Origin of the sequence: Arthrobacter sp. A5, assembly GCF_051131705.1 — a bacterium.
Classification (GTDB): Bacteria; Actinomycetota; Actinomycetes; order Actinomycetales; family Micrococcaceae; genus Arthrobacter_M.
Genome location: NZ_CP180316.1, coordinates 540,679 through 554,509 on the forward strand (window position 1 = coordinate 540,679; position 13,831 = coordinate 554,509).

At 61.6% G+C, this 13,831-nt stretch carries 11 protein-coding genes and 3 pseudogenes; 3 read left to right on the forward strand and 11 right to left on the reverse strand.

The features are described 5' to 3' along the window. Positions 1–667: 667 nt before the first annotated feature. The 3 genes and pseudogenes from ACLLJI_RS02600 to ACLLJI_RS02610 form a co-directional block, all read left to right on the forward strand. Positions 668–1,213: pseudogene (locus tag ACLLJI_RS02600) on the forward strand (aldehyde dehydrogenase family protein); the annotation flags it as partial. A 57-nt stretch (positions 1,214–1,270) separates the two neighbouring features. After that, a pseudogene (locus tag ACLLJI_RS02605) lies at positions 1,271–1,967 on the forward strand (SDR family oxidoreductase). 597 nt (positions 1,968–2,564) lie between these two features. Further along, positions 2,565–2,711, forward strand: coding sequence for an aldehyde dehydrogenase family protein (locus ACLLJI_RS02610; protein ID WP_434617575.1), 147 nt, complete (start codon positions 2,565–2,567; stop codon positions 2,709–2,711). A 431-nt stretch (positions 2,712–3,142) separates the two neighbouring features. Here ACLLJI_RS02610 and ACLLJI_RS02615 read toward each other — a convergent pair whose 3' ends face one another. The 11 genes and pseudogenes from ACLLJI_RS02615 to ACLLJI_RS02665 all read right to left on the reverse strand — a co-directional run bounded on the left by ACLLJI_RS02615 (position 3,143) and on the right by ACLLJI_RS02665 (position 13,823). Beyond that, entirely contained in the window at positions 3,143–3,826 is a 684-nt protein-coding gene (locus tag ACLLJI_RS02615) for a DUF4192 family protein (RefSeq protein WP_434617578.1), read from the reverse strand. A 331-nt stretch (positions 3,827–4,157) separates the two neighbouring features. Next, positions 4,158–4,511 carry a tyrosine-type recombinase/integrase gene (locus ACLLJI_RS02620; RefSeq protein ID WP_434621111.1) on the reverse strand — a complete coding sequence of 118 codons (354 nt, stop codon included), beginning with the start codon at positions 4,509–4,511 and terminating at the stop codon, positions 4,158–4,160. 171 nt (positions 4,512–4,682) lie between these two features. After that, positions 4,683–4,940, reverse strand: a complete 258-nt coding sequence (locus tag ACLLJI_RS02625) for a relaxase domain-containing protein (protein WP_434617581.1) — start codon at positions 4,938–4,940, stop codon at positions 4,683–4,685. 231 nt (positions 4,941–5,171) lie between these two features. Continuing rightward, entirely contained in the window at positions 5,172–5,669 is a 498-nt protein-coding gene (locus ACLLJI_RS02630; protein WP_434617584.1) for a hypothetical protein, read from the reverse strand. Between the two features lie 753 nt (positions 5,670–6,422). Further along, the gene (locus ACLLJI_RS02635; protein WP_434617587.1) at positions 6,423–7,541 is read right to left on the reverse strand and encodes a mandelate racemase/muconate lactonizing enzyme family protein; all 1,119 of its coding nucleotides are present in this window, start codon (positions 7,539–7,541) and stop codon (positions 6,423–6,425) included. A 2-nt stretch (positions 7,542–7,543) separates the two neighbouring features. After that, positions 7,544–8,677 (reverse strand): mandelate racemase/muconate lactonizing enzyme family protein, encoded by a 1,134-nt coding sequence (locus tag ACLLJI_RS02640; RefSeq protein WP_434617590.1) that lies wholly within the window; start codon positions 8,675–8,677, stop codon positions 7,544–7,546. Positions 8,678–8,679: 2 nt separating this feature from the next. Further along, a complete protein-coding gene (locus tag ACLLJI_RS02645; protein ID WP_283562425.1) occupies positions 8,680–10,308 on the reverse strand; it encodes a BCCT family transporter in 1,629 nt (542 codons plus the stop codon). A 38-nt stretch (positions 10,309–10,346) separates the two neighbouring features. Next, a complete protein-coding gene (locus ACLLJI_RS02650) occupies positions 10,347–11,012 on the reverse strand; it encodes a GntR family transcriptional regulator (protein WP_434617594.1) in 666 nt (221 codons plus the stop codon). 947 nt (positions 11,013–11,959) lie between these two features. Continuing rightward, positions 11,960–12,090, reverse strand: a pseudogene (locus ACLLJI_RS02655) (IS30 family transposase); the annotation flags it as partial. Between the two features lie 129 nt (positions 12,091–12,219). Next, entirely contained in the window at positions 12,220–12,630 is a 411-nt protein-coding gene (locus ACLLJI_RS02660; RefSeq protein ID WP_434617597.1) for a hypothetical protein, read from the reverse strand. A 185-nt stretch (positions 12,631–12,815) separates the two neighbouring features. Beyond that, positions 12,816–13,823 carry a zinc-binding dehydrogenase gene (locus ACLLJI_RS02665; protein ID WP_434617600.1) on the reverse strand — a complete coding sequence of 336 codons (1,008 nt, stop codon included), beginning with the start codon at positions 13,821–13,823 and terminating at the stop codon, positions 12,816–12,818. Positions 13,824–13,831: the final 8 nt, after the last annotated feature.

Below are 13,831 nucleotides of genomic sequence, written 5' to 3' on the forward strand. Positions count from 1 at the left end.
AGGCTGTTTCGGCGTCCGGGGCGCCTCCCCAACTTTGTCCGGTTTTGCCGTGGTGACAGTGTCACCATATTTTTCTCCGGACTGGCCTGGATTGCGTAACGGGTGAAATCGGCAGAAGACGTTGACGAATTGGGGGAGTAAGGTTGGGCCGCTTATGGCCTTCAGCGGCTCTGACCTGCGGGAATTCGCCGCAAGTCAGAACCCCTTTTTGGTGCCGGGGCGGGAATTGAAACCATGACCAAGAGACCTCCAATTCGTCCAACGTCCTGTGTCCGTTACTACGGCGAAACGGTGCCGACAGGAGTAGCCCTGGTCACCGGAATATCTGAGACCGTTTGAACGAATCGTTTGATGCGTTGGGCGGCATCAGATCCGAACACGGCCTCGGGCGGTCCCTGTTGGCCCACGGCACCATCCTCCATGAATACCACCCAATCGGCTACGTCCCTGGCTAGTTTCATCTCGTGGGTGACGAACCCAAAGGAGAAATATAGTGTCTTGGCATAATCCCTTGCCGATTGAAACGACGTTGGAACCATGGCATGACCTGATGGATCTTCGGGGAGTCGATCCGCTCTTTCGACCAGAGCTCGAGCTCAAAGAGAATGTTGCGCGCAGGACGGACGCTCGCTCTTTGTCCTGAGCCGTGGGGATGCGGACGACGGTGAAATTCCTGGAGTTGCTCGAGCCGGCCGTGAAGAACTTTCGTGTCGGGGACCCGTCGGATCCGACCATGGACATGGGCCCGCTCATTTCTGCCGGACAGCGCGAGACGGTGTCGTCCTTCGTGTACGACGGCGGCGTGCAGATGGGCGCCGACGTCGCCTTCCAAGGCATAGCTCCCCAAGGCAGCGGCTTCTGGTTCCCACCCACGGTGCTCATACCCGCAGACCCATCTGCCCGGTCCCTGCACGAAGAAATTTTCGGTCCCGTCGTCACCGTCGTGCCTTTTGAGGACGAAGCTGACGCCGTGAGCATCGCCAACGACTCCGACTTCGGGCTGTCCGGCTCGATCTGGACCTCGGATGTGGGGCGCGCGCTGCGCGTCTCACGCGGCGTCGAGGCCGGGAACCTGTCCGTTAATTCGCATTCCTCCGTCCGATACTCCACCCCTTTTGGCGGCTACAAGCAATCCGGACTCGGCCGGGAACTGGGACCGGATGCCCTCGACGCGTTCAGCGAAGTTAAGAACGTCTTCATCTCAACCCGCTAACCCATTTCACTGCGAACAACCCACCAGCAGTCCCTCACGCCCCAAGGAGCACCCCCCATGAGTGAAAACAACGAAGCACCCTACAACGGCTTGGTCAGCAACCGGCTGCAGAACCGCAGCGTGGTGATAACTGGAGGCGCCTCGGGCATCGGCCTGGCCACGGCCAAACGCCTGGCACACGAGGGCGCCAACGTGGTCATCGCGGACATCTGCGATGATGACACAGGGAAGGCAGCCGCCGACTCCGTTGACGGCTCCGGCCGACGACGCCTCGATCCTAGACACCGGCATCGAGGCCTGGCGCAAAGTACAGGAAGTCAACCTCACCAGCGTCTTCTACTGCTGCAAGCATGTCATCCCCTACATGCAGGAACAGGGGAAGGGCTCGATCATCAACACTGCCTCCTTCGTTGCCGTCATGGGCGCCGCCACCTCGCAGATCTCATACTCCGCTTCCAAAGGCGGCGTGCTCTCGATGAGTCGCGAGCTCGGCGTCGAATTCGCCCGGCAGGGCATCCGCGTCAACGCGCTGTGCCCGGGACCGGTCAATACGCCCCTGCTCCTAGAGCTCTTTGCCAAGGATCCTGAGCGCGCCGCCAGACGCCTGGTCCATGTGCCGCTGGGACGTTTCGCCGAACCCGAGGAGCTGGCCGCTGCCGTGGCCTTCCTGGCCTCTGACGATTCGTCGTTCATCACTGCCAGCCAGTTCCTCGTTGATGGCGGCATTGCCGGAGCTTACGTCACCCCGCTGTAACGTCAGGGAACTGAGCGAAGGCTCAACGCCTGGCCTGATTGCCGCCGTCGTCCTTGAGGTCGGCGGCGGCACCTCCGTTATCCGGCAGGGTACCGCCACGCTGAGAACAAACCCAAGCGACGATCGTCTTCCCAGCCGCGACTGGGCCAGTCGTGGGCAGACCCGGAGCGAATGGATGACGCGTATGAGGATGAATCCACAGGATCCCCTTAAAACGGGGAAAGGATCCACGTAACGTCAGTCTAAAGCAGGGGCGTGCAGGTTTGGGCTTCCCGGAAATCGGGGACATGACGTCGTGCAACGCCCGTGAAGGCGTCCGAGCTCTTATTGACCGGCGTTCTCAACATGGAAACCGGGACAGCTGGCTACGGCCACTGCTCAACTATGGGCACTACGGGCAAAGATATTGACGGACGATCTGATCGTCATGCCGCTCAGACGCTCCAAGCAGTTGGACATGGTCAAATGTGCGGCAGGGTACGCGAGCCGGCCCCGATGTCACGATGAGATCTGATTCTGATTCTGGTGCGGTCTAGCCACGGGCAACGCCCATATCGTCATGCCCCGAGCAACGCGTCGCTGACCGTCCTTGGCGCCATGGACGCACTGCTGGAGGCGGGCGTTCCGGACGGCTTGGTCAGCATCCTCCCCGGCGAAGGCGACTTCGGCGAAAAGCTCGTCTCACACCCTGGCATCGACGCCATCGGCTTTATATGGAATATGCCTAGATTCCGTGGAATTTGAAGACAAATCGAGCAATGGATAGTCGATGAAATATGCCCTCCCATGAGGCGAGGTTAGGGGCTCCGATTCTGAGATTCTCCATGGTGTCTCCGCATGTGGCTTTGGGTGCTGATAGTTGTTGCGTTCATTCTTGGTGGATTGCGCGGAATACTACGTGACTGCTTATGGCGCCCTGGTCATAGGAGTGACTTTGGAGGAGTCTTTTGGGCTGGTTGAGGGCGCCGCTGTTGCGTCGGCGGAGTATTCGGTGGCGGCCAGGTCTCGTGCTGGATGGATCTGGCCGTTGGGCTCTGACCGCCAGCCAGGAACTACACCACTCCACGGGACGTAACCGGCGGGAATCAAATCACGTCAAAGAATCCAGCGCATCCAAGGGACTTGAACATGCCGATAATCTATTGCCGCTAGTCTCGTTCTTTCATGTCTGGCCTTTAGGCCATCCCCATGCCGCCAATTTCTGGCCCGCGGGTGTGAGGCGGTTGGTATGCCGTCTGCCGGCTGGTGGCCCAGTCGGAGAGGATACCTTCGCAGACGAGTCGGTCTGTGAGTTGAGCCAGGCGGTAGTCGGGGTCTGCTTCAAGGGCGCGTTGGAAGCATTGGTGGGCTTTGCTGCCGTGGCCTTCCCACCACTGGATGACGCCCAGGCCGGTCAGCACGGGTACGGCGTCTGTACCGTCGGTACGCATGTAGAGCTGGAACAGTACCTCGGAGGCGCGGTCGACGCGTTGCCAGTGGGGGATTTGTTTGGTTTGACCCAGGAGTAGGTCGCGCCTACTGTCGTCGATGCCGGGGATGTCGGCGATGAGCCTGTCGCGGACCGTGATGAGTTTGAGGTCTGCGATGAGTTCGGCGGCCTCGTCGTCGGAAGGTTCGCCACCGCCGTCGAGCATCTTGTTCCACAGTTTCCTGGCTCGGGTGATGGCGGCCCGCGGATGCATGACTTCGATACTGAAACAGTGCCGCAGGACTTCGGTGCTGAGGTCCGGGCGGCCCATGACGGGGATGCGGAAACCCGGTGATGTCTCGATGCTGGATCCGCGAAAGACGAGTTCTGCGTTGAGTTCGCTGGACAGGATCCCGTCCAGCGGATGGCTGGTCGCCGCACCGGTGCCCAATGGGAGCGCCGACTACCTGACCGTGTGCAGACGGTGGGCGCCGTCAGTGCCCCTGGAGAAGTCGTTCTGCTTGTTTGACGAGGGCACGGTCGCGCGGGTCGCTTGCTGCGAGCGAGATTTTGGCTGTCTGCCGACGGGTTAGGAAGAATGCAACCGACTCGCCATAAACCCTCCAGAATCAGCGACAATCACCGCTTACATAGTACCTGTCATCGTTGCAATACGCCACCTAGAACACAGGGCAATACGAGGAATTGGCAGGTCACAGGGCGCCCCTGCACCTACACAGGGGATCGCCGGTTCGAATCCGGCAGGAGGCTCCACTCTTGGATCATTGTGTTTTAGGGGAGTTCATCGGGCGTCGGGCCGATTGTCGTTGGGACGTCGAGGCCGAAAAGGCCACAAAAGGCCACACCAGCTGGAGCGAGTCTAGAATCTTTGCCACCCTGTCGAGTTCGTCGTCGTACAGGTGGGAGTACAGATCGGCCGTGACGGTGATGGAACTATGCCCCATCATCGCCTGGAATGTCTTGAGGTCCGCGCCGGAGGCCCTGGCTAGACTGGCGTAGGTGTGGCGGAGGTCGTGGATCCGTAAGGTGGGCGTGCCTAGGCCCGCGGCAGCGGCCTTGAAGCCGGAGCGTTTGGGCGGTGCCCCGCCCCGCCTGCCGCACGGCCGTCGTCGCAGCTGTGATCCACGGGTCGTGAGGTAACCGGCGGGGTTCCTTGTCCTTGGCCACTCTGGTGGACAGCGTGGCCTGCTGGCGCAGTTTCACGACGGCAGTGGCGGACGGCGCATGTCCGTGCGACTGTTCCTATGCCTGGATGAGCCGTGACAATTTCGTGGCGCGGATTTCTTTCACGACCGCCCGGCTGCCGGAAGCCCGGGCACTGCGCCCACGCTTGCCTGCAGTTGGTAACAGCAGGCCGCTTTAGTGTTCGCTGGCGGCGTCGGCTGCCTGTAGAGGGTTCCTAAATCCAGCGTGACCCAGGCACCGTCGGTGGCGCGCTGTACGCGATTGGCGATCACCACGTGGGTGTGGAGCTGGGGGTCGCGGGCCCGGGACTCCCAATGGTCGACGCCGCCATGGCACCCTCGTCCCAACGGAGCGTGCATGTCGGGGTGCTCGGCGGAGGTGAAGACTGCGCCGGCGTCGCCCTCGGCGACGAGAGAGAGGCTCGCGGTTGATCCCGGGCAGACCTGAGCCGATCCACCGGCCTTGCGGTGTGCCCGGCTTCATGTAGTAGTCCGCGGCCATGGCCGGCGTGAGCGCGATGTCATCGCGCATGGTGGTTTTTAACAGGTACTTGACACCGCTGTGCGCGGTCACGCGGGCGATGGAGACAGTCATCGGGATCGCGCGGGGATCTTCGTGTTCCAGCCCCGGCGGCGGTAGATCTCCGCGGTGGGCGGATCCAGAGGGATACCGGGCCGATCGGTCAGCTGCAGCAGCCGGAGCGCAAGCTGCATGAGGTCCTGCACATCCGTCCGCCGGGTGCCCAGAAATCTGGCGCCTTCGAGGCGCAGCTCGATGCTTTCCGCCTTTGTCTCGGCGCGGTCACCGCACAGGTCCACGTTGATGGTGGCCAGACGCTGGAGCTGCGATCGCAGGTCATCGATCGTGCGGTCACGCTGCAGGATTGCGGTATGGAACTCCTCCACGGCGGCTGCGTTCTGGACTTCAAGGCTGCGCTGGTATTGTTGTTCGGCCGCCAGCAGCCTGGCCTGGCCGTCCGACCGCTCGACGGCGACCAACGTCCGGGCCGCTGCCCGGAAACCAGTTCGGCGCTTTTCCAAGCGACGGCGCTCGCGGCACTGGCGGGAGCACGCGATGGAACAGTTCATCTGGGTGGGCCGCCGGGGTTCAAAGGGGCTCTGGCATTCCCGGCAATTCTGCGGAGACATGACCATTCATGCCGCACGGGCCGGTCGCCAGCATGACTGCCCGTGGGGCCAAAGCCCGCGGGCCTTGGATGCCAGATGTGTGAAGCGACTGAATAGTCGATTTTTGTGATGCGCGGGGAGATGGGGCAGTGAGGATGGCTACTTCGCTGAGCGGTGAGGCAAGGACAATTGCCAAAGGTTTTGAAGGGGCAGATTTGGTTGGCAGGATACGGCCAACAGGCATCGCTGTGGCAGTGGACGGCATCGGACGCCTGATGCCGCCCGTCCAGAACCTGGCGCGCTTGCGGCCCTCACCGACTCGCCGTGCCGCTTTCGATCGACGGGTCGGCCCGACAGTGCAGTGGGACGTCTTCCTTCCATTTGTTGAGCCGTTGCTCCCATCCCGTGGCCCGTCATACGGGCCTTGCAACCCCACCGTCGCACGTGCTCGGATCGACACCAGGCTCGCGGGCTTTGGCTTTCCCAAATGGTCGAAAACCATGAGGAACCGGTCCCGGGACGGAACTGCCGGTGTCCAGAAACGTGAAAGGTCAGCCCGTCAGCTACGGCGCGCACGTCCTGGGCCGGGAGGATTCATCACTTGAATGAGCCGCGGTCGTTGCAACTCCCGAAGACTGGGAGTTGCAAAGACCGCTAGAACTCAAGAGTTCCTCGACGGTCAGATCCACCTTTTCAGGCGGCCCAGCTCAGGTGTCATTTGAGCGTGTATTTGACCAGGGCCTGCTTTTCGATCAGTTCCCAGTCAAGGTCGACGCCCAATCCGGGCTTGTCCGATGCCCGAACCAGTCCGTTGGCATCGATGCGGATCGGGTCCAGCGCGGCGTACTCCATCGGTTCCAGTGGCATGGCCTGCTCGAAGTAGCGGCAATTGGGGAACGCTAGCATCAGATGCAGGTTGGCGGCTTGGGAGAGGGTATAGCCCCACGACTGCAATTCGACATTCATCGAATATGCCCGGGCGGCGGACATGATGCGTTGGGTTCCGGTGATGCCACCGGCGAGGGTTGCATCGACACGGGCGTGGTCCCAGCTGCCCATGGACATGCCCGTCTGTACCAGACCCAGCGTCACGAGCTCGTTTCCGGCCGGGATGATTTCAATGTCCAGCTTGCTGCGCAGCCAGCGATAGCCTTCCAGATCGCCGTCGGGCAAGGGCGCCTCGAACCAGGTGTACCCGAGCTCCTCCAGCCGCCGGCCGACACGCAGCGCGTCCTGCCGGTTGTAGCGCCCTTCAACATCGAGCATCCAGGCAACATCCAGACCACCGAATTTTTCCGCGACGGCGTTGACCAGCTTGAGGTCCTCATCCGGGTAGCACCAGGTGTGGAACTTGATCGCCTGGTAGCCCTGGTCCAGATACTGGGCGACCATGTCCAGGTATTCCTCGATGGTGTCGAAGAAGGGGGTGCTCGCATAGGCGGGGATTTCATCCCGGTGCCCTCCCAGTAGCTGGTACAGCGGCACATCGAACGTTTTGCCGGCCAAGTCCCATAAGGCGATGTCCAGCGGCGCCAGGGAAAATGGCAGCATGGAAGCACACCTGTTGGACATCAGCCCGTGGAGGCGTTCCCGGTTGAGCGCGTTCTGACCGATGAGGGCGCTTCCAACATGTTCAATGGCCTTGCCCAGGGCCGTGTCCACGCCGCCTTCGGTCCACGAGATGGCACCGCCGACGCCGAACGCATCGCCGGCATTTATTCGCACCACGGTATTGGTGATCTGCAGCTCGTCGTAGTGGGCCGAGGTCCGATACCTGGCCTCGGGGTTTGTCAGGACGAATACGTCGACGGAGTCGATCGTAAGATTTTTCATTGTCAGGCTCCTAACGTCATTTCGACGCGATATTTGGAAATTAGTTCTTCATCCAGTTCGATGCCCAGACCGGGCGCGTCCCGCACCATGACCTTGCCGTTTTCCAGGGTGATGGGATTTGTGACCAGGTCCAGGGACAGCGGGCTGGTGCTTTGGGAGAACTCGATCAGCTCCCCGCCCGGGATGCTGGCCAGAAACTGCACCGTGGCGGCCATGAGAATGCCGGTGCTGAATCCGTGTGGGACAAGTTCTGTGCTGTAGCGCGTGGCGACGTCGTGGATTTTTCGGATCTCACTGATGCCCCCGCAACGGGTGATGTCGGGCTGGATGATGTCAGGTCGTGTCTCGCGGATGAATTCGGAAAATTCTGCCACTGTCGAGAGTCCTTCGCCGCCGGATATCCGGGTCCCTGAGGTTTCCGCCAAACGCCGCAGCCCCTGATGGTCGTCGCTGGGGAGGGGCTCCTCGATCCAGTTCAGCCCGAATTGGGCCATCCGCTCGCACTGGGTTTTGGCGTAGCGGTAATTTTTCCACTGGTACACCAAGTCAATTGCAAGGTCTACATCGTCTCCTGCCGTTTCCCGGACAACACGCATGACCTCATGGTCGTGGTCCGGGTCGGCACCGAACAGGCCTCCGCCCAGCTTCAGGCTGGTGACCCCGGATTGGAGGAGCCCTTCGACGAGCTTCGCGTTGTCCCCGGGGCTGTCTTTGGGAATGAACGTGCCGTAGGCGGCAATCCCGTCACGGACCTTGCCGCCCAGAAGCGTATGGATCGGCACCCCGTAGTGCTGCGAAGCGATGTCCCACAGGGCTATGTCGATGGCACTGATGGCATGTATGGCAGCCCCGCGCCGACCCATGTAGGAGGATTCGTCGTACATCTTCCGCCACAAGCGGTCAATGTCCAGGGGGTTTTCCCCCAGCAGGACTTCACGCAGCCCGCGACTTGTGGAATGGGAGGAGGGTGTCTCAACTAAAGCTTTGAGTACGGCCGGGGCACTGTCGGATTCCCCAATTCCGATCAGGCCGGTGTCGGTGTGCACTTTCACCAGGAAGGCGTCCTCGCCCCACTCGCACGGTTCACCGAACGATGGAACGCGCAGCCAGATCGCTTCGACGTCGATAATCTTCATGGTCAACGAGTTTCCTCCGCAGCTTTGGGTTCTGCTGCCTCATCCAGCTTCACCGGGCGAAGGAGGCCAGTTTTCATGTCGATGCGGCCCGAATCCTGCCTGAGCCATCGGATGAGACCCCAGATTTGAACCACCAGTAGGAAGAGGAACGGTATGGCCGTCAAGGTCAGGCCCGTTTTCAGCGTACCCAGGTCGGCGTTGATCGCCAGCATGGCCATCGGAACGGCAGCCAACATGACAACCCAGAACAGGCGGAGGCTGCGGGCGGGGTCGGTCCCGTGCGGCAGGTTCCGGGTGCTGACCGCGGCAACGGTGAACGAGGTGGCGTCCATGTGCGAGGCCAGGAAGACCAGCATGATCAGGAAATACACAATGGAGAAGAATCCCCCGAAGGGCAAGGTGTTCAGCAGCTCGGCGACCGCCGTGTCGCCGCCCTTGCCTGCCAAGACCTGTGGGGCGTTGACGGTCCCATGATTCATCTGGTGGATGGCATAGCTGGAGAGAATGCCGAAGAAGAACATGGTTCCTGCGCAGCCACCCACCATCAGGCCAAAGACGGTCTGCCGGATGGTGCGTCCCTTGGAGACCCGGGTAATGAAGATGGCAACGCCGGGGAGGTAGGAAATCCAGTAGAGCCAGTAGAAAACTGTCCAGTCGCGGCTGAAGGAGCCGCCCCCGTTCGGGTCGGTGAATAGGCTCATGTGGAGGAAGTTCTGAGCTTCCAGTCCGGCAGCGTTCACGACATTGTCCATGATGAACTCGGACGGGCCAATCAGGAACACCACCGCGGCAAAGACGAAAGCGGCCATGATTGCGGTTTTGGCCAGTTTCTGCAATCCCTTGTCGATGCCAACGAAGGAGCTCAGTCCGTACACCACGGTGGACACGGTGAGGATGAGGGCTTTTAGCCAGAAGGCGTTCTCAATGCCCAGTAGCCCGGCGACCCCGGCGGAGACGGTGTTGACCGTCACGGTGACGGTCAGGATCAGTCCGCCAAAGGTGCCAAAAAGGAACAGCAGGTCAATGATGCGCCCGCCGATGCCGTCGGCCTTCACCTTTTTCGTCACTGCCTCGATGTTGCCGGAGTAGCTAAGGCGCTTGCCCTTTCGAACGTGGAAGTAGTAAGCCATCGAGATGCCGGCGACCACGTACATGGCCCACGGGATGGGACCCCAATGGAAGAAGGTGTAGGACATACTCACGTCCAGGGCTTCCCGGGATTCCGGTTGAATATTGAGTCCGGGCGTTTGGTAGTAGTAGGCCCATTCCATGAAGGCCCAATACATGGTGGCCGATCCGAGGCCCGCGGAAATGAACATGAATAGCCAGCTGGATGTCGAATAGGCAGGCTTGCCTTCGCCAAGTTTGATTCGCCCGAACCTGGAGACCGCCAGGAGTACCGCCAGCAGGAAGCAGCCCAGGCCGAGCACCTGTACTGGTGCGCCGAAGATGCGGGTCGATCCATCGAACAGGGAGCTTGCGGAGGACTGTGCTTGGCTGGGCCACAGCAGCAGGGCCGTCACGACTATTCCGACGACGATGATGGCCCCGATGACGAGGACCTTATCCACTTTCGGTCTGGGTTTTTGGTACGTCTTGGGCGCCTCGCTGGCGGCCTTGGTTTCAATCACATTGTCTCCTTCGGCAGTGCATTGATATCTGCGTGTGGTTATGCCTGGACGAATTCGTCAAGTACGCCCAGATGGGGTTCGTTAGTCTCGATGATGTGGGACTTGATCGCGGCGACACTGGCGTTGACGTCTCCGGTCCGGAAGATGTCAACCAGTCGTCTGTGGTCCTCAAGGAACTCCGGCAGCGCGCCGGTGCGCCCGGTTTGCAGTGCGAAGTGCATCCTGATCCGTGGATGAATGGAATCCCAGATGCTTCGCGCAGAGTCCGTCGGAGAGGCGTCCACGATGATGGCGTGGAAAAGCATGTCGGCCTCGTTGAAGGCTTCGATGTCCTTATTGGAGATCGCTCGTTCCATTTCGGCCAGGACACTCCCAAAGTCTTCATACGTGTCGGCGTCAAAGAGTGCCAGCCCTTCCTTGAGGGCAAACTGCTCGATCTGGATACGGATCGGCAACAGCAGTCCCTCGACTTCAGTGCGCGAAATCGAAGCGACCTCGGACCCCTTATAGGGTGTGGACACGATGAGCCCCTGGAGCTCAAGGACCAGCATGGTCTCCCGCACCACGGCGCGGCTGACCCCGTACTCGTCGGCGAGATTCTGCTCGGTGATGCGGGAGTGCGACGGAAGATCTCCCGCCAGAATCTTGCGCCGAAGCTCCGTCGCAAGGCGGTCCTTCATCGAGATTCTCTCCAACTTGCCCATAGCCCGCACCCTTCGCTTACTACTGTCGATTGTCGACAATCTTACAATAGTGACTTTTCCTACATTTGGGTAGAGGTCGGCGTCATTCTTACGCTATGAATTTTCGATCGATCCCGCCATGGACCGGCCCTCGATCACAACGCAGGTGAAATACCCCTACGCCTACGGGCCACCAAAGGCAACTACAGCGCCAGACGTGCAACGGCAGATTTCAAGGTCAGGAATCAACAGCGGGGGCGGGCGAGATCTCCCGCCCAACGTCTGCTGGCGGTAACATCGTGGGAAGGATTCCCTAACTCGGCGCTTCCGTGATGCGCTATCGGCGCCAGCCTCGCATGGATGCGCTGTGTAAAGCGGCTCCTGGAAGGGCCACATTTCACGGGCCCCCATCAGTTTCTGACCGTCGGCACCGGCCCATCATCCAGACGGGCCATATCGGGCGCCGGCTTGGCCTTCTTCACTTCCTGGTCAATAGCGGCAGCCTTTCGTGGCAACTTTCTTGCGGTGCTTTCCGGTGGAGAGATCACCGACGGGGACACATGGTCCGAGGCCAACCGTGCTCGCGACGCGTCGACGGATATCCTCATGTGAACCCCATGCCCTCAATTCCGGGCCCGCGCATGTACGGGACCTGGTAGGCGGTCTGCCTTGGTGTACAGGTGCAGGAGGACTCTTTCGCCGCGTTCGACCCGGCTCCACCGCGGCGGCGGCGGCGTCGTCCGGCATGCCGGGGCCGTCCAGGCCGCCTTCCACAGCTGCCGGGGCTCCGCGATGGCTGTGGCAGGTTGCATGCGTTCGATGAGCGAGCAGTTGAGGGCCACCTGCGTTGAGGCATCGGTGTGGGCCACCGCGGGTAGATGGCTCCTGAGGCATGGCAGCGTCTGGGTGTCCGGCTTGTTCAGAATCGGGAAGGTGCGTAATGGCAACGACGCTTGAAGTGCCTTCGTCAGGTCGGCATCCCTATGGCCAGCGACGGCGCGGTCAACGACTTCAGCAGGTCGTTCGCTGATCAAAATCATGTCCGGGTCTTGCCCGCCCGCTTGCCGGCGGAGCGTCGTGGCCGCCTGACAGCGCGTCCGCGGATGCTAATCGGCGTCGCCAGCACGATTCACCATCGCCTACTGGAAACGCAAGTGGCCGCCTAACCATCCTCCATGAGACAGAGTATGGGCGGCCTCGTTGATCACTACGTCTATGGGATCTACGCCTAGCTGACGGCCCGCTTCAGCAACTCCACCAGTCGCTTCTGATCGGCCGCGGTCAGCTTGGTCACGGCAAAAGAGCTCGGCCAGAAATTGCCTTCGTCGAGATTGGCATCGGGCTGAAAGCCGATGGTGGCGTACCGGACCTTGAACTTGGCGGCGCATTGGAAGAACACCACCACCTTGCCATCAGTGTTGATGTACGCCGGCATGCCGTACCACGTCTTTGCCCCCAAAGTAGTGTGCCTCTTGACCAGCTGGTGCAGAGTCTGAGCCAACTCCTTGTCCGTGCCGGTCTTCTCGGCGATTGCAGCGAGGCACGCTGCCTCCAGATCGGCGCCCACCTTTGCGGCCTTCGCTTCGGCCGCAGCCGCGCGCATTGCAGCCTTTTCCTCCTTGCTGAAGGTGGTGCTCATGGTCTGTTTCTTTCAATGGTCCGCTCTACGGCACCCGCTATAGGCGGAACCAGAGGCGCATGCTTTTGATTTTGCCCGGCTTGGATAACATCCGTACGTTGCGACCGTGTAACCCGTCGAGGTGCCGTATGCCTGGTCCACCAGCTTCGGGTGTCCATGAGTCTGCGGCCGTGGAGCCCCCGTGGTCAGCCGTCGCAGTCGACAATCATGCGGCCGCTGTTGCCGCCGGAAAGGAGCGACGCGAAAGCCTCCGGGATGCGGCCAAAGCCATCAATTACGGTGTGGACACTGCGGATTTTCCCGGCGCGCAACCACCGGGTGGCGTCGGACTCGAAGTCCTCGCGCAGGTCCTCGTTCGATGTCACGTCGAAGCCGCGCATGGTCAGCTGCCGGTAGATCATCCGCATGTAGTTCGCCGGGCCGCGGCGCTCGCCACCCCTCCCGTACTGGGACGCGGCGCCACAGATCACGACGCGCCCGCCAAAGCGGAGCACCTCCAGAGCGGCTTCCAGCTGTTCTCCGCCAACGTTGTCATAGAACAGGTCGATCCCGTCCGGGGCCGCTGCGCGCAGCAGGTCCAGGGCCGCGCCGTCGTGGTGGTTGAAGGCGGCGTCAGCGCCCAATTCGCCCAGCAACCGCACCTTCTGAGCCGAACCGGCGCTGCCAACCACGGTGGCGCCGACGGCCTTGGCGAACTGTAGGGCGCAGCTGCCCACACCGCCGGCCGCCCCAGAAACGTAGACGGTGTCCGCCGCTCGCACACCGCCAAAGCGCATCAGGCCGGTGTACGCGGTGAAGCCGACATGTCCAAGCACCGTCAGATGGGCCTCCAGCGGGACGTCCGCTTCGAGTGTGGGGATGCGGTGCAGCTCTTCGACAGCGGCTACTCCAACACTGCGCCACGGCGATTTTCGGACGGCGAGGTCGCCTTGGCGGAACAGATCGCTGCGGGAGTCAAGAACCTCCACGACGCCGTCGCTCGCCGGCACGTCGCCCGGACGAATGCCCGGGCCGTAGGCCGTGTCCGGGCCGCCGATCCGGTTGGCCAGCCCGGCGTTCAGGCCCAGCCGACGCAGGCGCACCAGCACCTGGCCGGGGCCAAGCTCCGGGACATCCGCCGTTTCGATCCTGAAATTCCGGGCCTCGACGGCCCCGTCCGGGTAGCTGGCCAGCTGCACTTCGTGAGAATCCATGGAGCCAG

Excerpts from the sequence above, each read along its gene's own strand:
- ACLLJI_RS02610 (WP_434617575.1), top strand. The coding sequence starts at position 2,565 with ATGGACGCACTGCTGGAGGCGGGCGTTCCGGACGGCTTGGTCAGCATC.
- ACLLJI_RS02625 (WP_434617581.1), bottom strand. The coding sequence starts at position 4,940 with ATGCACGCTCCGTTGGGACGAGGGTGCCATGGCGGCGTCGACCATTGG.
- ACLLJI_RS02630 (WP_434617584.1), bottom strand. The coding sequence starts at position 5,669 with ATGAACTGTTCCATCGCGTGCTCCCGCCAGTGCCGCGAGCGCCGTCGC.
- ACLLJI_RS02635 (WP_434617587.1), bottom strand. The coding sequence starts at position 7,541 with ATGAAAAATCTTACGATCGACTCCGTCGACGTATTCGTCCTGACAAAC.
- ACLLJI_RS02640 (WP_434617590.1), bottom strand. The coding sequence starts at position 8,677 with ATGAAGATTATCGACGTCGAAGCGATCTGGCTGCGCGTTCCATCGTTC.
- ACLLJI_RS02650 (WP_434617594.1), bottom strand. The coding sequence starts at position 11,012 with ATGGGCAAGTTGGAGAGAATCTCGATGAAGGACCGCCTTGCGACGGAG.
- ACLLJI_RS02660 (WP_434617597.1), bottom strand. The coding sequence starts at position 12,630 with ATGAGCACCACCTTCAGCAAGGAGGAAAAGGCTGCAATGCGCGCGGCT.
- ACLLJI_RS02665 (WP_434617600.1), bottom strand. The coding sequence starts at position 13,823 with ATGGATTCTCACGAAGTGCAGCTGGCCAGCTACCCGGACGGGGCCGTC.